Genomic DNA, 20,081 nt, shown 5'->3' with positions numbered 1-20,081 from the left:
AGGTCCTAGCGGCGCGATGTCGGTGGCTGGTGCTGGGATCGAGGGGTCAGACGCCGAACCATCGGGGGATGGGATGAAGACCAGCGACAGCAAGGCAAGTGACAGCAGCGAGGTCAACGAGGCCAACAACGAGGTCGACCCGGGCGGGGAGGTGTCGGGACTGGTCCGGCGGGCGCGCCGCCGCGCCCGGCTGTCGCAGCGCGAGCTCGCGCACGAGCTGGGAGTCTCGCAGTCGGCGGTGGCCAAGTGGGAGACCGGCCGGCGGTCGCCGTCGGCGCGGATGCTGGCTCGTGTCCTGGAGGTGGCCGACCTGCGGCTGGCTGCGGTGGGGCCTGACGGGCAGCGGGTGCGGCCGATGAGATCGGTGGCGGCCCGGGACGCGGCAGGCCGGCGCTACCCGGCGCACGCCTTCGTGTGGACGCAGGGCTGGTGGGCGCCGACCGGAGCGGAGAGCACGGCGTGGATCGGGCCGATCCTGGCGCGGTCCTGCGACCTGGGGCTGCCGCGGGTGCGGTACGGCAGGTGGTGGGAGCTGGGGCGGGAGCCCACGCTGGCCGACCTGGACGACCACCCCACGTGGGCGCAACTGGTCGCCGAGGCTCGCGCTGGTCGGGAGCCTCGGCACAGGACCCCGTTCCACATCCCGGAGTGGGTGCTCGTGGACACCCACAGGTCCCGCAACCGGCGCCCCGAGGACTTCCGGGGTCCGCCGCCACGGATCGGGCCAGTGCCGCCACGGATCGGGCCAGTGCCAACGCGGATCGGGACAGTGCCAACGCGGATCGGGACAGTGCCATCCCGGCCGCGAGATGGGTAGCGTCGCACCATGGAGAGCAACGGGATCGAGACGGACGTGCCGCCGAGCGGGTCCGGGTGCGTGGAGTGCGACGCGGCGGGCGGTTGGTGGGTGCACCTGCGCCGGTGCGCCCAGTGCGGCCACGTGGGCTGCTGCGACAGCTCGCCGGGCCAGCACGCGACCGCCCACTTCAACGACTCCGGTCACCCGGTCGTGCAGTCGTACGAACCGGGCGAGGACTGGTTCTGGGACTACGGGAAGGAGAAGGGCGTGCTCGGCCCGGCGCTCGCGCCGCCGACGTCGCACCCCGACGAGCAGACCGCTCCGGGTCCGGCGGACCGGGTCCCGGACGACTGGCGCGACAGGATCCATTGATGGCCGCCTACGAGGTCAACCCGGCCGCCGTCGAGCACGCGCGCCGGCTGATCGAGGGACGGCAGTACGTCCTCGAGAGCGACTGGGGCGACCTCCAGCCCGACGCGGAGGCGCAGAACGCCTTCCTCGAGAAGCACGGCTGGGAGGAGTACGCCGCCTGGCACCTGGGCCTCACGGTCGGCGCCAACGACGAGACGAAGGCGCGCCACGCGTTCGGGTACGGCGACCTGAGGCGAGTCCATCGCAGCGGCCTGATCGCCTGCGTCTACCGGGCGGCCGAGTGGCGTCACAAGCAGGTGGAGCTGGCCGCGCACGACCTGCTCCAACGGCTCGACGCGCGGGCCGGCATCGCGTGACACCTTTCTCGGCGTCATGTATCTTGATGTCGAGATAAACACCCGGCCGACGAATTAGGTCAGCCTTGCTTCCGCAGGTTCGACCGACGTGGGCAAGATGGGTGAGAGACCCGACGACTCAACAGGAGATGTGGCGGATGGCCAGTCAGGACAGCTTCGGCGCCAAGAGCACCCTCGACGTGGACGGCAAGTCCTACGAGATCTTCCGCTTGGACAAGGTGGTCGGCGACGGGCTCGACGTCGACTCCCTCCCGTTCAGCCTCAAGGTGCTCCTCGAGAACCTCCTCCGCACGGAGGACGGCGCGGACATCACCGCCGACGACATCAAGGCGCTGGCGGGCTGGGACGAGACCGCGGAGCCCGACAAGGAGATCCAGTTCACGCCGGCGCGCGTGATCATGCAGGACTTCACCGGCGTGCCGTGCGTGGTCGACCTCGCCACCATGCGCGAGGCGATGGCCGAGCTCGGTGGCGACGCCACCAAGATCAACCCGCTGGCCCCCGCCGAGATGGTCATCGACCACTCGGTGATCGCCGACGTCTTCGGCTCGGCCGACGCGTTCGAGAGGAACGTCGAGATCGAGTACGAGCGCAACCGCGAGCGCTACCAGTTCCTGCGCTGGGGCCAGGGCGCCTTCGACGACTTCAAGGTCGTCCCGCCCGGCACCGGCATCGTGCACCAGGTCAACATCGAGCACCTGGCCCGCACGGTCTTCACCCGTGAGGTGGATGGCGAGCTGCAGGCCTACCCCGACACCTGCGTCGGCACCGACTCCCACACCACGATGGTCAATGGCATCGGCGTCGTCGGCTGGGGCGTCGGCGGCATCGAGGCCGAGGCGGCCATGCTCGGCCAGCCGGTCAGCATGCTCATCCCGCGCGTGGTCGGCTTCAAGCTCAACGGCGACCTGCCCGAGGGCGCGACGGCCACCGACCTGGTCCTCACGATCACCGAGATGCTGCGCAAGCACGGCGTCGTCGGCAAGTTCGTCGAGTTCTACGGACCCGGCGTCTCGGCGCTGCCGCTGGCCAACCGCGCCACGATCGGCAACATGAGCCCGGAGTTCGGCTCGACGATCGCGGTCTTCCCGATCGACCAGCAGACGGTCGACTACCTGCGCCTGACCGGTCGCTCGGAGGAGCAGCTCGCGCTCGTCGAGGCCTACGCAAAGGAGCAGGGCCTCTGGCACGACCCGAGCGCCGAGCCGCGCTACTCCGAGAAGCTCGAGCTCGACGTCTCCACCGTCGTCCCGAGCCTCGCCGGCCCCAAGCGCCCGCAGGACCGCGTCGAGGTGACCAAGGCGCAGGAGGGCTTCCAGGCCGCGCTCGCCGACTACACGGACGACAAGGACGCCACGGCGACCGTCAGCCTCGACGGCCAGGAGTTCGAGATCGGCCACGGCGCCGTCACGATCGCCGCCATCACCTCGTGCACCAACACCTCCAACCCGAGCGTGATGATCGGCGCGGCGCTGCTGGCCAAGAACGCCGTCGAGAAGGGTCTCTCGCGCAAGCCGTGGGTCAAGACGACGCTGGCCCCCGGCTCCAAGGTGGTCTCCGACTACTACGAGCGCGCCGGCCTCACGCCGTACCTCGACAAGCTCGGCTTCAACCTCGTCGGCTACGGCTGCACGACCTGCATCGGCAACTCCGGTCCGCTCATCCCCGAGGTCTCGGCCGCGGTCAACGAGGCCGACCTCGCCGTGACCAGCGTGCTGTCGGGCAACCGCAACTTCGAGGGTCGGATCAACCCCGACATCAAGATGAACTACCTCGCCTCGCCGCCGCTCGTGGTGGCCTACGCGCTGGCCGGCTCGATGGACCTCGACCTGTTCGGCGACCCGCTCGGGCAGGACCAGAACGGCGACGACGTCTTCCTCAAGGACATCTGGCCGAGCCCGAGCGAGATCGAGGAGACGATCGCCCACGCGATCAACTCCGACATGTTCGGTGACTCCTACAAGGACGTCTTCGCCGGCGACGAGCGCTGGCAGTCGCTGCCCACCCCGGAGGGCAACACCTTCGAGTGGGACGAGTCGTCGACGTACGTCCGTCGCGCGCCCTACTTCGACGGCATGCCCGACGAGCCGACCCCGGTCGAGGACATCTCCGGCGCTCGTGTCCTGCTCAAGCTGGGTGACTCGGTCACGACCGACCACATCAGCCCCGCCGGCGCGATCAAGAAGGACAGCCCGGCCGGTCGCTACCTCGCCGAGCACGGCGTCGAGCAGCGTGACTTCAACTCCTACGGCTCGCGCCGCGGCAACCACGAGGTCATGATCCGCGGCACCTTCGCCAACATCCGCCTGCGCAACCAGCTGGCGGAGGGCACCGAGGGCGGCGTCACCCGCGACTTCACCGCGGGCGGCGAGGTCACCAGCGTCTTCGAGGCCTCGGAGAACTACATCGCCGCGGGCATCCCGCTCGTGGTGCTCGCGGGCAAGGAGTACGGCTCCGGCTCGTCGCGCGACTGGGCGGCCAAGGGCACCTCGCTCCTGGGCGTCAAGGCCGTCGTCGCCGAGTCCTACGAGCGCATCCACCGCTCCAACCTGATCGGCATGGGCGTCATCCCGCTGCAGTACCCCGCCGGCCAGAACGCCGAGTCGCTGGGCCTCACCGGCGAGGAGGAGTTCTCGATTTCCGGGATCACCGCCCTCAACGAGGGCAGCACGCCCAAGACCGTCAAGGTCACGGCGGGTGACGTGGAGTTCGACGCCGTCGTGCGCATCGACACCCCCGGCGAGGCGAACTACTACCGCAACGGCGGGATCATGCAGTACGTCCTGCGCAACCTGCTCAAGGCATGATCGTCGCCTTCAGCATCAGCCCGGTCTCGGGGGACGAGACCGGGTCGGTGACCGACGCGGTCGCGGCCGCCGTGCGCGTGGTCCGCGAGTCGGGCCTGCCCAACGAGACCAACGCGATGTTCACCAACATCGAGGGGGAGTGGGACGAGGTGATGGCGGTCGTGAAGCGTGCGGTCGAGGTCGTCGCCGAGGTCTCGCCCCGCGTCGGGCTCGTGCTGAAGGCCGACATCCGGCCGGGCTACGAGGGCCAGCTCAGCGCCAAGGTCGAGCGCATCGAGTCGGCGCTGCGTCCGTGACCGAGCCGTCCCACGACGAGCTCGCACCACTGCCCGAGCCGACAGCACTGCCCGAGCCGACAGCGCTGCCCGAGCCGACGCGGCCAGGACGTTACGTCCTGGCCGCGTCGGTCACCCTGGCGCTCGCGCTCATCGGGGCGGCCCTGCTGGTGCCGGTCGCCCTGCGGCAGGCCGCGCCGCCCGACCTCAGCGCGGTCCGGACCTACGACGACCTGCCGGTCGACCACGTCGACGGCAGGGTCGCCTACGACGTCACGCCCCCGGTCGGCGGGCCGCACGCCCCCGCCTGGCTGGCCTGCGGCGTCTACGACGTGACCGTCCCCGACGAGAACGCCGTGCACGCCCTCGAGCACGGGACCGTCTGGATCACCTACACGCCCGGGCTGCCGACGGCCGCGGTCGACCACCTCGCCGACCTGCTGCCCGACGAAGGGATCCTGTCGCCGTACGACGGACTGCCCGGCCCCGTCGTCGTCACCGTCTGGGGACGCCAGCTGGTGCTCTCGGGAGCCGGCGACGACCGTCTGGAGCTGTTCATCGAGGCGTACGGCGACGGGCACACCGCCCCCGAGCCGTTCGCGTCGTGCGCCGGCGGCGTCGACGTGACCGGCGAGCCCACGACCGCTGCATGATGGCCGCGTGAGCACACCGGACCTGCGCCCCGCCCGCCCCGGTGACGAGGACGCCGTCGACACGGTGATCCGCGCCGCCTTCGGCGCGGACGCGCCGGAGCACGGCGACCAGGTGGGCGACCTGTGGCGCGAGGTCCGCGCGTCGGGGCTCGTCCTCGCCGAGGTCGTGGCCGTCGACGGCGACGAGGTCGTCGGGCACGTCGGTGTCAGCCACTGCTGGCTCGACGCCCGCCGCGAGCTGGTCGACGTCGCCATGCTCAGCCCGCTCAGCACGGCACCGGACCATCAGGGCCGCGGCATCGGGACGGCGCTGGTCGCGGCGGCGATCGAGGCGGCTCGAGGGGCCGGCCGACCGGCGTTGTTCCTCGAGGGCAGTCCGGCGTTCTACGGCGCACGCGGCTTCTCCCGCGCCAGCAGCCTGGGCTTCGAGGCGCCGTCGCGCCGTACGCCGGAGGCCGCCTTCCAGGTCGTGGTCCACGCGTCGCACGAGGACTGGATGGCGGGCCGCGTCGTCTACCCCGACGTGTGGTGGCGCCACGACTCGGCGGGTCTGCGCGACCCCGACCTGGCCTTCCTCGAGGACCTCTTCGCCCGGGAGCACCCGCCCGCGACGTGACGCGGTGTAGACAGACATCGTGGACCTGTGTGCGGCGACGCAGGAGGAGCGGCTCGCGCCCCGCCCCGGCGACGACCTCGTGCGTGCGGACGTGGTGATGGACCGGGCCTTCAACCTGCCCGCGCCTCCCACGACGGTGTGGCCGTGGCTGGTGCAGCTCGGCAAGCGCCGCGCGGGGTGGTACCTCCCTCGCGCGGTCGAGCGACTGGTGCCTCCGCGGCGACGCGCCCTGCGGCGGATCGAGCCGTCGTTCCTCGACCACCACGTCGGCGACGTGATCCCGGACTGGGGCGGGGCCGACGCGACGTTCACACTCGCGGCGATCGACGAGCCGAGCGTCCTGCTCTACACCTCGCGGCGCGGCCGCACGGACGTCAGCTGGTGCCTGCAGCTGGCCCCGACGAGCGGTGGCGGGACGCCCGGGACACGGGTGCACCTGCGGCTCCGCCTGGGGCCCGTACGCCGCCGGCGGATCGCCGAGGTCGGCGGGGGCCTGTTCGACGCGCTGACGATCGCGGGGCTCGCGGCCGGCCTGCGCGAGCGGTTGAGCGATGTCGGGGGACAGTGACCCGATCGAACACATGTTCGATACACTGCTCGCGTGCCCACGTACGCCCCGCCGCCCGGTTGGCCGCGCGAGGTGCGCCCGCCGGACGCACCCGACTGGGAGGCGACGGCCGCGAGCTGGCTGCTCGACCTGTGCCCGGCGGAGTACCGCCGCTACGCCGGGCTGCGGCGCCACGTGGTCGTGCTGGCGCGATTCGCGGTGCTGCACGTCGAGGCGCAGCAGATGGCCTGCCGCCGCGGGCTGAGCCAGATCCGCGCCGACCTCAAGGACGTCGCCTCGCTCGAGGTCGTCGAGGCGGCGGTGCAGACCTTCCGGCTCGACGAGGCGCGACTGCTGGCGACGCGGCGGTCCGTCGGGCTGGTCGAGGACGCGCTGCGCGGTCGGCGCTACGTCGCCCGTCTGTGACCACGGCGTCGCTAGGGTCGCCCGGGTGACGACCCAGGACGGCCGACGACGCTTCGCCGGGATCATCCTCGTCGACCGCCGGGGCTGGATCCTGCTCCAGGAGCGGGACGAGCACCCGCGCATCGACCCCGAGAAGTGGGGGCTCACCGGCGGGCACGTGGAGGACGGGGAGTCGTTCGAGACGGCCGCCCACCGGGAGCTCGAGGAGGAGACGGACGTGCGGGTGGACCCGGGCGGGCTCGAGCTCTTCGCCGAGTTCCTGGTCGACCACCGGGAGGCCTACGGCACCTGGGACCGCATGCAGGTCTTCGTCGCGGCCACCGACCTCACCGACGACGACATCGAGTGCCACGAGGGACGCCAGATCGTCTTCGTCGAACCGGCCACGGCCCGCGGCCTGGACCTCACGCACGCCGCGGTCGACATCGTGCCGGCCTTCCTGAGCAGCGACATCTACGCCAGCATGACGGCATGACCCTCACCGTCCACCCCGTCCCAGGTCCCGGCGCCGAGGACGTCGTCGTCGCTCCCGACGGCAGCGTCTACACCGGCACCGAGGACGGCACCATCCACCGGATCAGCCCCGACGGCGCCCGCATCGAGCGGGTCGCCCGCACCGGCGGCCGTCCGCTGGGCCTCGAGCTCTTCGACGACGGCGACCTCCTCGTCTGCGACGCCGAGGCCGGGCTGCTCGTCGTGCACGTCGCCGACGGCTCGGTCGAGACCCTCCTGACCGACGTCGACGGCCGCCGGATGCGCTTCTGCAACAACGCGGCCATCGCTGCCGACGGCACCATCTGGTTCAGCGACTCCTCCCTGCACTACGGCGTCGCGCAGTGGAAGGACGACTTCGTCCAGGACACCCGGACGGGACGGCTCGTACGGCGCGACGTCGACGGCACCGTCACCGTCGTCCTGGACGACCTGGCGTTCGCCAACGGCGTGGCCCTGAGCAGCGACGAGCAGTTCGTGGCCGTCGCCGAGACCGGTGCGCGCACCGTCGTCCGCTGGTGGATCGGCGGGCCGCGCGCCGGGGAGCGCGACTTCCTGGTGCAGGACCTGCCGGGCTATCCCGACAACATTTCGCGCGGCAGCGACGGCCTGATCTGGGTCACCATCGCCTCGCCGACGGACCCGCTCGTCGAGCGGCTCCAGACCGCGCCGCTGCCGGTGCGCAAGCTCGTCACCAGGATCCCCGAGGCCCTCCAGCCCAAGCCGAAGCGGACCATCCGGGTGCAGGCGTTCGCCGACGACGGCACGCTCGTCCACGACCTCGACGTGCCCGACGGCGGCTACCACATGGTCACCGGGGTCCGGGAGCACGACGGCCGCGTCTGGATGGGCAGCCTGCACGAGCCTGCCGTCGCCGTGCTCGACAGAGGCATGAAATAGACTCGCCGACATGGGTCATCTCGAGTCGATCACCTCTCCGCAGGACCTGCGCAACCTCTCGGACGCCGAGATGGACGCGCTGGCCGCCGAGATCCGCGACCTCATGATCTCGACGGTCGCGCGCACCAGCGGCCACCTCGGACCCAACCTCGGCGTCGTCGAGCTGACGCTGGCCATCCACCGCGTCTTCGACTCACCGCGCGACCGCGTCGTCTTCGACACCGGCCACCAGGCCTACGTCCACAAGCTCGTCACCGGCCGCCACGACATCTTCGGCACCCTGCGGCAGGAGGGCGGCCTGAGCGGCTACCCCAGCCAGGCCGAGTCCGACCACGACATCGTCGAGAACTCCCACGCGTCCACCTCGTTGTCGTACGCCGACGGGCTGGCCAAGGCCTACCGCGTCAAGGGCGAGGACCGGCACGTCGTCGCGGTGATCGGCGACGGTGCCCTCACCGGCGGGATGGCCTGGGAGGCGCTGAACAACATCGCCATCGCCCGCGACAGTCGGCTCGTCATCGTCGTCAACGACAACGAGCGCTCCTACACCCCGACCATCGGCGGACTCGCCACGGCGCTCACCTCGCTGCGCACCAACCCGCGCTACGAGCAGGTGCTCGACCAGGTCAAGCGGCGGCTCAACGCCGTTCCCGGCGTCGGGCACGCGGCGTACGACGCCCTGCACGCCGTGAAGAAGGGCATGAAGGACGCGCTCGCCCCGCAGGGACTCTTCGAGGACCTCGGGCTGAAGTACGTCGGGCCGGTCGACGGCCACGACCGCGACGCGATGGAGCAGGCGCTGACGCAGGCCAAGCGCTTCGGCGGGCCGGTCATCGTGCACGCGATCACCCGCAAGGGCATGGGCTACGACCCTGCCGAGCGGCACGAGGCCGACCAGTTCCACGCGCCCGGGCCCTTCGACGTCCAGACCGGCGCCGAGAAGCCCAAGGGCCGGATCTGGACCGACCACTTCTCCGACAAGATCGTCCAGATCGGCGAGCGGCGCGAGGACGTCGTCGCCATCACCGCCGCGATGATGCACCCGGTCGGGCTCGACACCTTCGCCACGCGCTTCCCCGAGCGCACCTTCGACGTGGGGATCGCCGAGCAGCACGCCGCGACGTCGGCGGCGGGCATGGCGATGGGTGGCCTGCACCCGGTGTTCGCCGTCTACGCCACCTTCCTCAACCGCGCCTTCGACCAGGTGCTCATGGACGTCGCGCTGCACAAGTGCGGTGTCACGTTCGTCCTCGACCGCTCGGGCGTGACCGGCGACGACGGCGCCAGCCACAACGGCATGTGGGACATGTCGATCCTCCAGGTCGTGCCAGGGCTGCGGCTGGCCGCGCCGCGCGACGTGACCCGCCTCGGCGAGCTGCTCGACGAGGCGGTCCTGGTCGACGACGCCCCCACCGTGGTGCGCTTCCCCAAGGGGCCGCCGCCCGCCGACGTCGACGCCATCGACAAGGCCGGCCACGCCGACGTGCTGGTGCGCAGCGGCGACCAGGACGTGCTCGTGGTCGCCGTCGGCTCCATGTGCACGGTCGCGGTCGACGTGGCCGAGCGCCTCGCCGCGCAGGGGATCGGCGTCACCGTGGTCGACCCGCGCTGGGTCAAGCCGGTCGACCCCGCGATCGTCGACCTCGCACGCAGGCACAGCCTCGTCGTCAGCATCGAGGACAACGGACGCGTCGGCGGGTGCGGCGCCGTCCTGCTGCAGACCCTCAACGACGCCGGTGTGGCGACACCCTTCCGCCTGCACGGGATCCCGCAGGAGTTCCTCGACCACGCGAAGCGCGACGTGATCCTGAGCCGCATCGGGCTGGACGCGCAGACCATCGCGCGGGGGATCGTGGAGGACGTGACGGCCGTCGCCGACGGCCGGGCCCTGCACGATGCCGACCACCCGGCCTGAGCCGCAGGCGCGCTCGCGTGCCGTCCTGCTCCTGGCCGCCGTGCTGATGGTCGGCCCGCTCCTGGCCGGCTGCTCCGGCGACCCGCCCGCCGACGAGACGCCCGATGGCGTGGCCGCCGAGGTGCTGCCGCTCATGAAGAAGCTGCTGCGCCAGCGCGGGCACGCCCTGGTGCAGGCCGACGAGCAGGCCTTCATGGCGACCGTCGACCCGTCGGCGCCGCGCTTCGTCGAGCGTGAGCAGGTCTACTTCGCCAACATGGCGCAGCTGCCGGTCCGGCGGCTGGCCTACCGCGTCGAGGCCGACTCGCTGGTGCGCGCGGCCGGCGGCTTCGACGTCGTCGTGCAGGTCCACCTCCAGCTCGGCGGCTTCGACGCGGTGCCGGTGGTGCGGCCGGCCCTCTTCCACTTCACCCACGACCCGGCCTCCGGCACCGTGCTCGTCGCCGGTGACCGCGACCGCTCCTGGGAGCAGCGCACCGGCGTCGAGGTCCAGCCGTGGGACGACCAGGCGATCACGGTCGTGCAGCGCGGTGGCGTGCTCGGCATCTTCGACCGGCAGAGCGCGCTGCAGGCCGACCAGGTCATGCGCGCGGTCGAGGACGGGATCGACGAGGTCGCCGACGTCGTGCCGTACGACTGGGACGCGCACGTCGTCGCCTACGCCCTGTCCGACACCGACCTCCTCGAGGGGCTCGACGACCTCCCCGCCGAGGACCCCGACGCGCTCGACGCCGTCTCGTTCCCCGTCCCCTCGCGGCTCGACCGCGACGCCCCCCTCGCGGGCACCCGCTTCCTGCTGCACCCGCGGATGCTCGCGAGCGAGGCCGACCAGCTCGCGCGGTTGATCCGCCACGAGCTCACGCACGTCGCCCTCGGCAGCCGCGACGACGAGGTCCCGACCTGGCTGGGCGAAGGGATCGCCGAGTGGGTCTCCGTGCAGCCGCTGCCCGCCGACGAGCGGCTCATCAGCCAGTCCGCGATCGACGCCGCCGACGCCGGCCTCGACGAGCTGCCCGCCGACGTCGACTACAACGACGCCGACCAGGCCGCCCACTACGGCATCTCCTGGTGGGCGTGCGAGACGATCGTCGAGATGTACGGCGAGGAGCGGCTGTGGCAGCTCCTCGACGACCTCGCGCAGACCAGCCCGGAGCGCCAGGACGACCAGCTGCAGCAGACCCTCCAGATGGGCTCGGCGCAGCTCGCGCGCGAGGCGGCGCGACGGATCGTGGCGACGTACGAGTGACTCGCACGTAACCTCACGCCGGGTCTAGGTTGCGACCATGGACATCCTGCGCACGAAGTCGATCGAGAACTCGATGGCCGACACCGAGGACCCGGACTTCAAGCTCAAGAAAAGCCTGACCGCGCTCGACCTCACCGTCTTCGGCATCGGCGTCATCATCGGGGCGGGCATCTTCACCTTGACCGGCCGAGTCGCGCAGGCCTACGCCGGGCCGGCCGTGGTGTTCTCCTTCATCATCGCCGCGATCTGCTGCGCGCTCGCCGCACTGTGCTACGCCGAGTTCGCCTCCACGGTGCCGGTCTCCGGCTCCGCCTACACGTTCTCCTACGCCACGCTCGGCGAGCTCGTCGCCTGGATCATCGGCTGGGACCTGATCCTCGAGCTGATGCTCGGCGCCTCCGTGGTGGCCCAGGGGTGGGCGTCGTACTTCGAGACCTTCCTCGGCCAGATCGGCGTCGGCTGGCCCGACCACCTCGGCTACGGCGACACGTTCAACCTCGCCGCGTTCCTGCTTGTCGCCGTGCTGACGGCGCTGGTGGCGTTCGGCATCAAGGAGTCCCTCCGGGTCAACCTGGCGCTGGTCGCCCTCAAGCTCTTCGTCGTGCTGTTCGTGATCATCGCCGGCATCCAGTTCATCGACACCGACAACTACAAGCCGTTCGTGCCGGAGAGCGCGCCCGGGGAGACGGCCGGCGGCTGGCTGCACACGCCGCTGATCCAGTCGGTGTTCGGGGCGCCCGGCGTCTACGGCACCGCGGGCGTCCTGTTCGCCGCCTCGCTGGTGTTCTTCGCCTACATCGGCTTCGACGTCGTGGCCACCACGGCGGAGGAGGCGCAGAACCCGCAGCGCGACCTGCCGCGCGGCATCATCGGCTCGCTGGTGGTCTGCACGATCCTCTACGTCGCGGTCGCGCTCGTCATCACCGGGATGGTGAGGTACGACGAGATCAACCCGGACGCGGCCCTGGCCAACGCCTTCGTGGCGCAGGGCAAGGACGGCTACGCCACGCTGATCTCGGCGGGCGCGGTGGCCGGGCTGACGACCGTGGTGATGACCCTGCTGATCGGCGCCGTGCGCGTGTTCTTCGCGATGAGCCGCGACGGCCTGATGCCGCTGGCGCTCGCGAAGGTCAACCCCAGCACGGGCACGCCGGTGCGGATCACGGTCGCCATCGGCGTGGTGGTCGCGCTGGTCGCGTCGCTGACGCCGATCGGCAAGCTCGAGGAGATGGTCAACATCGGCACGTTGTCGGCGTTCGCGCTGGTGTCGATCGCCGTACCCATCCTGCGCAGGCGCCGGCCCGACCTCGAGCGCTCGTTCCGGGTGCCGTTCTCGCCGTTCCTGCCGTGGCTCTCGGCTGCCATCTGCGTCTTCCTGATGCTCAACCTGACCGCCGAGACGTGGCTGCGGTTCCTGGTGTGGATGGCGCTCGGTTTCGCGATCTACTTCGGCTACGGCTACCGGCACAGCCGGGTCGGGCAGGGGCAGGGCGAGCCGGCCCGCGACTACTCGTCGCGCGGCTGACCCGCCCCGGCCTCCCCTAGTCGTCCATCGACTGGCCGAAGGGGAGGACCACGCCCGACGCGGCCGACCCGATCGCCTCGGCGGTGACGGTGCACGTCCCGCCGACCTCGCACTCGAGGAGGTCCAGCGGCGTGGTCTGGTAGGGCTCGTTGACCCCGAGACCGACGTAGGTGTCGTCGTCCACCCAGCCGAAGCCCACGAAGAAGCCGTAGCCGGGGACGGTGATCGGGGTGACCGCGCCCGTGGCCGTGTCCGCCAGCGCGGGGACGTCTGCCTCCGACTCACCCAGGGCCGTCGTGCCGTCGGGGGAGAGGGCCAGGGTCTGGTAGAAGTCCGGCGCCAGGGTCTCGCCGAGCTCCCGACCGAAGTAGGGCGAGGTCGCCCCGTCGTCGGCGTGCGGCAGCTGGTGGGCGATCACACCCGCCTTGACGTCCTCGATCTCGATCCCGGTCGGCCGCCCCAGCGAGGTCCTTGTCCCTGTCGCGAGGCTCCACCGCACGATCTCGCGGCCGTCCCGCGCGTAGACGTCCGTGCCGTCGAGGGCGAGGACCTCGGCGTCGCCGGTCTGCGCGGCGAGGCCGTCGACCTCTCCGGTCGCTTGGTCGTAGACGGTGAACTCGGTCGGCCTCCCATCGCCGTACGTCGTCCAGGCGACCCGCGAGCCGTCCGCCTCGAGGCGGGGGTGCTCGGCGTCGGTGCGTCCGACGCCGACCGTCTGCGTGCCGTTGCTGGCCCAGACCTGACCGGACGGGTCGGAGAACACCACGCCCTCCGTGGTCTGGACGTAGGCGAAGACCTGATGCCCTGCGTCGAAGCTGCGGCCGCCGACGTGCACCTCCGAGCCCGTCGCCCAGGACGGCTGGTGGGCCTCGAACACCGCCGCGAAGCCCACCGGCTCCGTCGCCCGCTGCTGGTCCTGCGGCAGCAGGGAGGGTACGGCGATCGCCGCGACGACCGCGGCCGCGACCCCGGCGCCGACGACGGCGGTGCGGCGGCGGCCCACCCGCCGGTCGCCCTCGCGCACCATCGCCTGCACGTCGAGGTCGGGGGCGAGGAGGGAGTCGGCGGCCTGGTCCATCGTGTCCTTGAGGAGCTCGGTCATGGGGTCACCACCATCAGGGTTGGGGGGAGGAGGTCGTCGGCGTGCTCGCCGAAGCGGTCGCCGAGCCGGTCGCGCAGCTTGGCCAGTCCGGCGGAGACCTGGCTCTTGACGGTGCCGACGGCGCAGTCCATCGCCTCGGCGGTCTGGGCCTCGGTGAGGTCCTCGTAGAAGCGCAGCACGATGGCCGCGCGCTGGCGCGGCGGGAGCTCCTGCAGGGCCGTCCACAGCCACTCCCGCTGGGTGACGGCGTCGTCGTGGCCGCCGGCGACGGTGTCGGGCAGGCTCTCGGTCGGGCGCTCGGCGTTCCACGACCTGCGGCGGTACCACGTGATCGCCGTGGTGGTGATGACCTTGCGGGTGTAGGCCTCGGCCTTGCCGTGGTCGCGCAGCCGTGGCCAGGCGACGTACGTCTTGGTCAGGGACTCCTGGAGGAGGTCCTGCGCGAGCTGTCGCTCGCCGACCATGAGGTAAGCCGCCCGGTGCAGGGCGGGCGAGCGCGCAGCGACGAACTCGGCGAAGGCCGCCGGATCGCGTCGTGGCATGGGGTGCTCCTGGTGCTCGTCGTGTGGGATTCACCCGTCATGACGATCCCACGCCCACGAAAGGTTCGGTGAACGCCACGAGGGCGCCCGACCGGCCCGGTCGGACGCCCTCGTGGGTCACGCGTGGATCAGTGGAACCGCTTGCCGTTGACCTTCTCCGAGATGCCCGCGATGTCGAGCAGCATGGTCAGGCCGCCGTTCCAGAACGAGAAGCCCGCCCCGGTGATCATCGCCAGGTCGAGGTCCTCGGGGGCGGCGACGACACCCTCGTCGAGCATCCGCTGCGCCTCGTCGGCGAGCGCGGACAGGGTCTGCTCGCGCACCTCCTCGGGGCTCTTCACGACCGGGTGCTCCGGCTGCACGAGCAGCGCCGCGACCTCGGGGTCGAGGGCACCGTCGGGACCGTAGAACGAGGACTTCTTCGCCTCGACGACCCGCTTCAGGCTCTGCGAGACGTAGAACCGCTCGGGAAACGCGCCGTGCAGCGTCTCGTTGTTGTGCAGCGCGATCGCCGGGCCGACGAGCGAGAGCAGCATGTACGGCGGCATCGGCGCGACGCCGGCGAAGGCCGAGTCGACGACGGGGACCGGCGTGCCCTCGTCGGCGATCCGGGCGACCTCGCCCATGAAGCGGCCGAGCAGCCGGTTGACGATGAACGACGGGCTGTCCTTGACCAGGATCGTGGTCTTGCCCAGGCCCTTGCCGGTGCCGAAGGCGGTGGCCAGGGTGGCGTCGTCGGTCTGCTCGCCCCGGACGATCTCGAGCAGCGGCATCACCGCGACCGGGTTGAAGAAGTGGAAGCCCACGACCCGCTCGGGGTGCTCGAGGTCGGCGGCCATCTCGGTGATCGAGAGCGACGAGGTGTTGGTCGCCAGCACGCACTCGGGGGAGACGACGTTCTCGACGGCGGCGAAGACCGACTTCTTGACCGACATCTCCTCGAACACGGCCTCGATCACGAAGTCGGCGCCCGCGAAGGCCTCCGCCTGGTCCATCGAGCCGGTGACCAGCGCCTTGAGGCGGTTGGTCTTGTCCTGGTTGGAGCGGCCCTTGGCGAGCAGCTTGTCGAGCTCGGCGTGGACGTAGGCCACGCCCTTGTCCGCGCGCTCCTGGTCGAGGTCGGTGAGGACCACGGGCACCTTCAGGCGGCGCACGAACAGCAGCGCGAGCTGGCTGGCCATCAGGCCGGCCCCGACGATGCCGACCTTGGTGACGGGCCGCGCGAGCGAGCGGTCGGGGGCACCGGCCGGACGCTTGGCGCGCTTCTGCACCAGGTCGAAGGAGTAGAGGCTGGCGAGCAGCTCGGGGGTGCGCGACATCGCCTCGAGGGCGTCGTCCTCGGCCGCGAAGCCGGCGTCGCGGTCGGCGTCACGCGCCCCGGCGATCAGCGCGACTGCCTGCTTCGCGGCCGGGGAGGCGCCGCCGGTCTTGGCGGCGACGATGCCCTCGGCGCGCTCGATCGCGGCGTCCCAGCCCGCGCCCCGGTCGATCTCGGGCCGCTCGACGACCACGTCGCCGGACAGGACCCGGCCGGCCCACAGCAGCGACTGCTCGAGGAAGTCCACGCCGCCGAAGACGGCGTCGGCCAGACCGAAGTCGAAGGCCGCCCGGCCGCCGAGGGTCTTGCCCTGGTTGAGCGGGTTCTCGATCGCCAGCGTGACCGCCTTGTCGGCGCCGAGCAGGTTGGGCACGAGGTAGGTGCCGCCCCACCCGGGGACCAGGCCGAGCATGACCTCGGGCAGTCCGAGGGCCGGCGCGGAGTCCATGACGGTGCGGTAGGTGCAGTGCAGCGCGACCTCGAGGCCGCCGCCGAGGGCGAGGCCGTTGATGAAGCCGAACGACGGCTTGCCGCCGTCACCGAGCTTGCGGAACACGGCGTGCCCGAGCTCGGCGATCGTGCGCACGGCGTCGGCGCCGCCGCTCTGGATCGAGGTGAGGTCGGCGCCGGCGGCCAGGATGAACGGCTTGCCGGTCACGGCGATGGCGTCGACCGTCTCGTCGGCGAGCGCGGCGTCGATGGCGGTGTTGAGCGCCAGCAGCGAGCCGAAGCCGAACGTGTTGGGCTTGGTGTGGTCCTCGCCGTTGTCGAGGGTGATCAGGCCGATGGTCTGCCCACCCGGCACGGTGACGTTCCTCAGCTTGGCTGCGGTGACGCGCTCGGCGTCCGTGGCGAGCTCCTGGGCTCGCGCGAACAGGTCGCTCACTTGGTCTCTCCGTTCCAGTTCGGGTTCTCCCAGATCACGGTGCCGCCCATGCCGATGCCGACGCACATGGTGGTGATGCCGTAGCGCGCGTCGGGACGCTCGGCGAACGAGTTGGCCAGCTGCGTCATCAGGCGCACGCCGGACGAGGCCAGCGGGTGGCCCATGGCGATCGCGCCGCCGTACGGGTTGACGCGCTCGTCGTCGTCGGCGATCCCGTAGTGCTCGAGCAGGGAGAGGACCTGCACGGCGAACGCCTCGTTGATCTCGAAGGCGTCGATGTCGTCGATGGTCAGACCGGCCTTGGCCAGCGCCTTCTCGGTCGCCGGGATCGGACCGGCGCCCATCACCTCGGGCTCCACGCCCGAGAACGCGTAGGAGACCAGGCGCATCCGGACGGGCAGGCCGAGCTCGCGTGCGGTCTCCTCGTCGGCGAGCAGGGCGGCGGTGGCGCCGTCGTTGATGCCGGCGGCGTTGCCCGCGGTCACCCGACCGTGGGGGCGGAACGGCGTCTTGAGGCCCGCCAGCGACTCCATGCTGGTGCCGGGTCGGACGGGCTCGTCGGTGGTGGCCAGGCCCCAGCCGTCCTCGGCACTGCGGGTGGCGACAGGGACCAGGTCGGGCTGGATCTTGCCGGCCTCGTAGGCAGCCACGGTCTTGGCCTGCGAGCGCACGGCGTAGGCGTCGGCGCGCTCCTTGGTGATCGTGGGGTAGCGGTCGTGCAGGTTCTCGGCCGTGTTGCCCATGGACAGCGCCTCGGGGTCGACGATCTTCTCCGAGACGATCCGCGGGTTGGGGTCGACGCCCTCGCCCATCGGGTGGCGGCCCATGTGCTCGACACCGCCCGCGATCACGACGTCGTAGGCGCCGAACGCGATGCCGGCCGCCGTCGTGGTCACCGCCGTCATGGCGCCGGCGCACATGCGGTCGATGGCGAAGCCGGGCACGCTCTGCGGCAGGCCCGCGAGCAGCGCGGCGGTGCGGCCGATCGTGAGGCCCTGGTCGCCGATCTGGGTCGTCGCGGCGATGGCGACCTCGTCGACCTTCTCGGGCGGGAGCGACGGGTGGCGCCGCATGAGCTCGCTGATGCACTTGATGACGAGGTCGTCGGCGCGCGTCTCGGCGTACTGGCCCTTGGCCTTGCCGAACGGGGTGCGCACGCCGTCTACGAAGACGACCTCTCGCAGCTGACGGGACACGTGATCTCCTGGGGACGGATCTGGAGGACGAGGGACGGTCGTTACGTTACCCCTGAGTAACAACGAACCGCACACAACCCCGGCTGTGTGCCCGGTCACGCCGCCCCGCTCACTAGGCTGGGGCCATGCCCGAACCCTCACGCCTGGTGCACATCGTCGATGACGCCGGCTCCGCCCTGGATCCCGTCGACGGCCGGGCCTCCGACCTCACGCTCGTGATGGCGCTCTCCGGCTTCCTCGACGCCGGCCAGTCCGCCGACCTCGCCGCCCAGCACCTCGAGGGCCTGACCGACGGCACGGTCGTGGCCACCTTCGACGTCGACTCGCTCCACGACTACCGCGCCCGGCGTCCGCCCGTCTCGTTCGTGCGCGACCACTACGCCGACTACGAGGCGCCCCGGCTGGTCGTGCGGGCGCTGCGCGACACCGGTGGCACCCCGTTCCTGCTGCTGCGCGGTCCCGAGCCCGACATCCGCTGGGAGGCCTTCGCGCGCGCCGTGCGCGAGGTCGTCGAGCGCTTCGACGTACGCCGCGTGGTGAGCCTCGGTGCCGTCCCCATGGCCGTCCCGCACACCCGTCCGATCGCCATCACGCCGCACGCCAACCGGCCCGAGCTGGTCAGCGGCCCGAGCCCGTGGAGCGGCGAGCTCCGGGTGCCGGCGAGCGCGCACGCGCTGCTCGAGATCCGCCTGGGGGAGTGGGGCCACGACGCGATGGGGTACGTCGCACACATCCCGCACTACCTCGCGCAGATGGAGTACCCGCAGGCCGCCGTCGTGCTGCTGGAGCAACTGGAGATCGGCGGCCGGCTGACGATCGACCTCACGGAGGTCCGCAACGCGGCCGAGACCACCGAGACGGAGATCGCGTCCTACCTCGAGACCCACGCCGAGGTCGGGGAGGTCGTGCACGGCCTCGAGCAGCAGTACGACGCCTTCCGCAAGGCCGAGGCCGAGGGGTCGTCCCTGCTGGCCGCCGACGAGCCGATGCCGACCGGTGAGGAGATCGGGCGCCAGTTCGAGCAGTTCCTGGCCGGGCTCGACGACGACGAGGGCCGCGGCTGATGGCGGCCTCGGCCGAGGAGCTCGCCTCGCTCCTGGTGCTGGAGCCGCTCGACGTCGACCTCTTCCGCGGCCGGCAGGCCGACACGTCGCGCCAGCGCGTCTTCGGCGGGCAGGTGGCGGCGCAGGCCGTGGTCGCGGCCAACCGCAGCCTCGACGAGGACTTCGTCATGCACTCGCTGCACTCCTACTTCCTGCGCCCGGGCGACCCGGCGGTGCCGATCATCTACGACGTCGAGCGGATCCGTGACGGCCGCACGTTCGCGACCAGGCGGGTGATGGCGCGCCAGCACGGGCGGCCGATCTACTACCTCACGGCCAGCTTCCAGAAGCCCGAGGACGGCTTCGAGCACCAGGACCGCATGCCCGACGTGGCCGGCCCCGAGCACGGCCTCTCGATGGCCGACCTCGCGCGCTCGCAGGGCGAGAAGGCGGGCGAGGAGTGGGTGCGCGAGTGGGCCGCCCTCGACGCCCGCTACCTCGGCACGTCCAAGATCGGGCTGCCCGAGGACCCCGACCATCCGGCTCGCGCGCGGCTGTGGCTGCGGATCGACGGCGACCTCGGCGACGACCCGCTCACCCACCAGGCGGCGTTCACCTACGCCAGCGACCTGACCCTGCTCGGGGCTGCGCTGGTGCCGCATGGCGTCCACTTCGGCACGCCCGGCATGCAGATGGCCTCGCTGGACCACACGGTGTGGTTCCACCGGCCGTTCCGCGCCGACGACTGGTGGCTCTACGACCAGGTCTCGCCGCGCGCGGTCGGCGGACGCGGGCTCGCGACCGCGCGGGTCTTCTCCGCCGACGGCACCCTCGTCGCCACGGTGGCCCAGGAGGGCCTGATCCGGATCCGCGAGCCCCGCGACTCCTGACCGGCCGCTCCGGTAACGCCACGAAACACGCACTCCCGGCATGACCGGTGGTGGCGGGAGTGCGCGGATGGTGGCGTTACCGGAGACCTAGCAGCAGATCGGGTCGAATCTCGGCATTTCGCGAACAGGCGCGCCTCCCACGTGGTTACGTGTGATCACTCGTGTGGCGTCTGTG

Annotated in this window: 20 protein-coding genes; 16 read left to right on the top strand and 4 right to left on the bottom strand. The window is 71.5% G+C overall.

All coding sequences use genetic code 11. From position 1 onward, the window contains the following. Positions 1 to 73: 73 nt before the first annotated feature. The 14 genes from C7S10_RS18185 to C7S10_RS18120 all read left to right on the top strand — a co-directional run bounded on the left by C7S10_RS18185 (position 74) and on the right by C7S10_RS18120 (position 12,929). Positions 74 to 817, top strand: coding sequence for a helix-turn-helix domain-containing protein (locus tag C7S10_RS18185; protein WP_207769458.1), 744 nt, complete (start codon positions 74 to 76; stop codon positions 815 to 817). 9 nt (positions 818 to 826) lie between these two features. After that, complete coding sequence (locus C7S10_RS18180; RefSeq protein ID WP_108345867.1) at positions 827 to 1,171, top strand: UBP-type zinc finger domain-containing protein; 345 nt, start codon at positions 827 to 829, stop codon at positions 1,169 to 1,171. Then, positions 1,171 to 1,527 carry a hypothetical protein gene (locus C7S10_RS18175; protein ID WP_108345866.1) on the top strand — a complete coding sequence of 119 codons (357 nt, stop codon included), beginning with the start codon at positions 1,171 to 1,173 and terminating at the stop codon, positions 1,525 to 1,527. Before C7S10_RS18180 ends, C7S10_RS18175 begins: the two co-directional genes overlap by 1 nt. 137 nt (positions 1,528 to 1,664) lie before the next feature. Next, entirely contained in the window at positions 1,665 to 4,334 is a 2,670-nt protein-coding gene (acnA, locus tag C7S10_RS18170) for an aconitate hydratase AcnA (RefSeq protein ID WP_108345946.1), read from the top strand. Next, positions 4,331 to 4,630 (top strand): MTH1187 family thiamine-binding protein, encoded by a 300-nt coding sequence (locus C7S10_RS18165; RefSeq protein ID WP_108345865.1) that lies wholly within the window; start codon positions 4,331 to 4,333, stop codon positions 4,628 to 4,630. Before acnA ends, C7S10_RS18165 begins: the two co-directional genes overlap by 4 nt. Further along, a complete protein-coding gene (locus tag C7S10_RS18160) occupies positions 4,627 to 5,262 on the top strand; it encodes a DUF3105 domain-containing protein (RefSeq protein ID WP_108345864.1) in 636 nt (211 codons plus the stop codon). Before C7S10_RS18165 ends, C7S10_RS18160 begins: the two co-directional genes overlap by 4 nt. Before the next feature lie 7 nt (positions 5,263 to 5,269). After that, positions 5,270 to 5,878: a GNAT family N-acetyltransferase gene (locus C7S10_RS18155; RefSeq protein ID WP_207769457.1), complete on the top strand. Its 609-nt coding sequence runs from the start codon at positions 5,270 to 5,272 to the stop codon at positions 5,876 to 5,878. A gap of 19 nt (positions 5,879 to 5,897) precedes the next feature. Next, the gene (locus C7S10_RS18150) at positions 5,898 to 6,446 is read left to right on the top strand and encodes a hypothetical protein (protein WP_207769456.1); all 549 of its coding nucleotides are present in this window, start codon (positions 5,898 to 5,900) and stop codon (positions 6,444 to 6,446) included. A 33-nt stretch (positions 6,447 to 6,479) separates the two neighbouring features. Next, the gene (locus tag C7S10_RS18145) at positions 6,480 to 6,851 is read left to right on the top strand and encodes a hypothetical protein (protein ID WP_108345862.1); all 372 of its coding nucleotides are present in this window, start codon (positions 6,480 to 6,482) and stop codon (positions 6,849 to 6,851) included. A 25-nt stretch (positions 6,852 to 6,876) separates the two neighbouring features. Continuing rightward, positions 6,877 to 7,326: an NUDIX domain-containing protein gene (locus C7S10_RS18140; RefSeq protein ID WP_108345861.1), complete on the top strand. Its 450-nt coding sequence runs from the start codon at positions 6,877 to 6,879 to the stop codon at positions 7,324 to 7,326. Beyond that, positions 7,323 to 8,243, top strand: a complete 921-nt coding sequence (locus C7S10_RS18135; protein ID WP_108345860.1) for an SMP-30/gluconolactonase/LRE family protein — start codon at positions 7,323 to 7,325, stop codon at positions 8,241 to 8,243. Before C7S10_RS18140 ends, C7S10_RS18135 begins: the two co-directional genes overlap by 4 nt. Positions 8,244 to 8,253: 10 nt before the next feature. Continuing rightward, a complete protein-coding gene (gene dxs, locus C7S10_RS18130) occupies positions 8,254 to 10,158 on the top strand; it encodes a 1-deoxy-D-xylulose-5-phosphate synthase (protein WP_108345859.1) in 1,905 nt (634 codons plus the stop codon). Continuing rightward, on the top strand, positions 10,139 to 11,404 hold the full coding sequence (locus C7S10_RS18125; protein WP_108345858.1) for a gluzincin family metallopeptidase: 1,266 nt from the start codon (positions 10,139 to 10,141) through the stop codon (positions 11,402 to 11,404). Before dxs ends, C7S10_RS18125 begins: the two co-directional genes overlap by 20 nt. Before the next feature lie 37 nt (positions 11,405 to 11,441). Further along, on the top strand, positions 11,442 to 12,929 hold the full coding sequence (locus tag C7S10_RS18120) for an amino acid permease (RefSeq protein WP_108345857.1): 1,488 nt from the start codon (positions 11,442 to 11,444) through the stop codon (positions 12,927 to 12,929). A 16-nt stretch (positions 12,930 to 12,945) separates the two neighbouring features. Here the strand turns inward: C7S10_RS18120 and C7S10_RS18115 are convergent, their stop codons facing one another. From C7S10_RS18115 to C7S10_RS18100, 4 genes are all read right to left on the bottom strand, one after another. Further along, complete coding sequence (locus tag C7S10_RS18115; RefSeq protein ID WP_108345856.1) at positions 12,946 to 14,031, bottom strand: hypothetical protein; 1,086 nt, start codon at positions 14,029 to 14,031, stop codon at positions 12,946 to 12,948. After that, a complete protein-coding gene (locus C7S10_RS18110) occupies positions 14,028 to 14,573 on the bottom strand; it encodes a SigE family RNA polymerase sigma factor (RefSeq protein WP_108345855.1) in 546 nt (181 codons plus the stop codon). Before C7S10_RS18110 ends, C7S10_RS18115 begins: the two co-directional genes overlap by 4 nt. Before the next feature lie 128 nt (positions 14,574 to 14,701). Next, complete coding sequence (locus tag C7S10_RS18105) at positions 14,702 to 16,777, bottom strand: 3-hydroxyacyl-CoA dehydrogenase NAD-binding domain-containing protein (RefSeq protein WP_207769455.1); 2,076 nt, start codon at positions 16,775 to 16,777, stop codon at positions 14,702 to 14,704. Next, complete coding sequence (locus C7S10_RS18100) at positions 16,774 to 17,973, bottom strand: thiolase family protein (protein ID WP_108345854.1); 1,200 nt, start codon at positions 17,971 to 17,973, stop codon at positions 16,774 to 16,776. The genes C7S10_RS18105 and C7S10_RS18100 overlap by 4 nt, the downstream gene beginning before the upstream one ends. Positions 17,974 to 18,098: 125 nt before the next feature. On the opposite strand from C7S10_RS18100, the gene C7S10_RS18095 reads away from it, so the two are divergent. Both C7S10_RS18095 and C7S10_RS18090 read left to right on the top strand, forming a co-directional pair. Continuing rightward, entirely contained in the window at positions 18,099 to 19,037 is a 939-nt protein-coding gene (locus C7S10_RS18095) for a PAC2 family protein (protein WP_108345853.1), read from the top strand. Continuing rightward, positions 19,037 to 19,906: an acyl-CoA thioesterase gene (locus C7S10_RS18090; protein ID WP_108345852.1), complete on the top strand. Its 870-nt coding sequence runs from the start codon at positions 19,037 to 19,039 to the stop codon at positions 19,904 to 19,906. The genes C7S10_RS18095 and C7S10_RS18090 overlap by 1 nt, the downstream gene beginning before the upstream one ends. Positions 19,907 to 20,081: the final 175 nt, after the last annotated feature.

It is taken from the genome of Nocardioides currus (assembly GCF_003057875.1).
Classification (GTDB): domain Bacteria; phylum Actinomycetota; class Actinomycetes; order Propionibacteriales; family Nocardioidaceae; genus Nocardioides; species Nocardioides currus.
This window is presented reverse-complemented; position numbering and strand designations above follow the sequence as displayed.

Coding starts and splice junctions, on each gene's coding strand:
- C7S10_RS18185 (WP_207769458.1), top strand. CDS start 74: ATGAAGACCAGCGACAGCAAGGCAAGTGACAGCAGCGAGGTCAACGAG.
- C7S10_RS18180 (WP_108345867.1), top strand. CDS start 827: ATGGAGAGCAACGGGATCGAGACGGACGTGCCGCCGAGCGGGTCCGGG.
- C7S10_RS18175 (WP_108345866.1), top strand. CDS start 1,171: ATGGCCGCCTACGAGGTCAACCCGGCCGCCGTCGAGCACGCGCGCCGG.
- acnA (WP_108345946.1), top strand. CDS start 1,665: ATGGCCAGTCAGGACAGCTTCGGCGCCAAGAGCACCCTCGACGTGGAC.
- C7S10_RS18165 (WP_108345865.1), top strand. CDS start 4,331: ATGATCGTCGCCTTCAGCATCAGCCCGGTCTCGGGGGACGAGACCGGG.
- C7S10_RS18135 (WP_108345860.1), top strand. CDS start 7,323: ATGACCCTCACCGTCCACCCCGTCCCAGGTCCCGGCGCCGAGGACGTC.
- dxs (WP_108345859.1), top strand. CDS start 8,254: ATGGGTCATCTCGAGTCGATCACCTCTCCGCAGGACCTGCGCAACCTC.
- C7S10_RS18125 (WP_108345858.1), top strand. CDS start 10,139: ATGCCGACCACCCGGCCTGAGCCGCAGGCGCGCTCGCGTGCCGTCCTG.
- C7S10_RS18120 (WP_108345857.1), top strand. CDS start 11,442: ATGGACATCCTGCGCACGAAGTCGATCGAGAACTCGATGGCCGACACC.
- C7S10_RS18115 (WP_108345856.1), bottom strand. CDS start 14,031: ATGACCGAGCTCCTCAAGGACACGATGGACCAGGCCGCCGACTCCCTC.
- C7S10_RS18110 (WP_108345855.1), bottom strand. CDS start 14,573: ATGCCACGACGCGATCCGGCGGCCTTCGCCGAGTTCGTCGCTGCGCGC.
- C7S10_RS18095 (WP_108345853.1), top strand. CDS start 18,099: ATGCCCGAACCCTCACGCCTGGTGCACATCGTCGATGACGCCGGCTCC.
- C7S10_RS18090 (WP_108345852.1), top strand. CDS start 19,037: ATGGCGGCCTCGGCCGAGGAGCTCGCCTCGCTCCTGGTGCTGGAGCCG.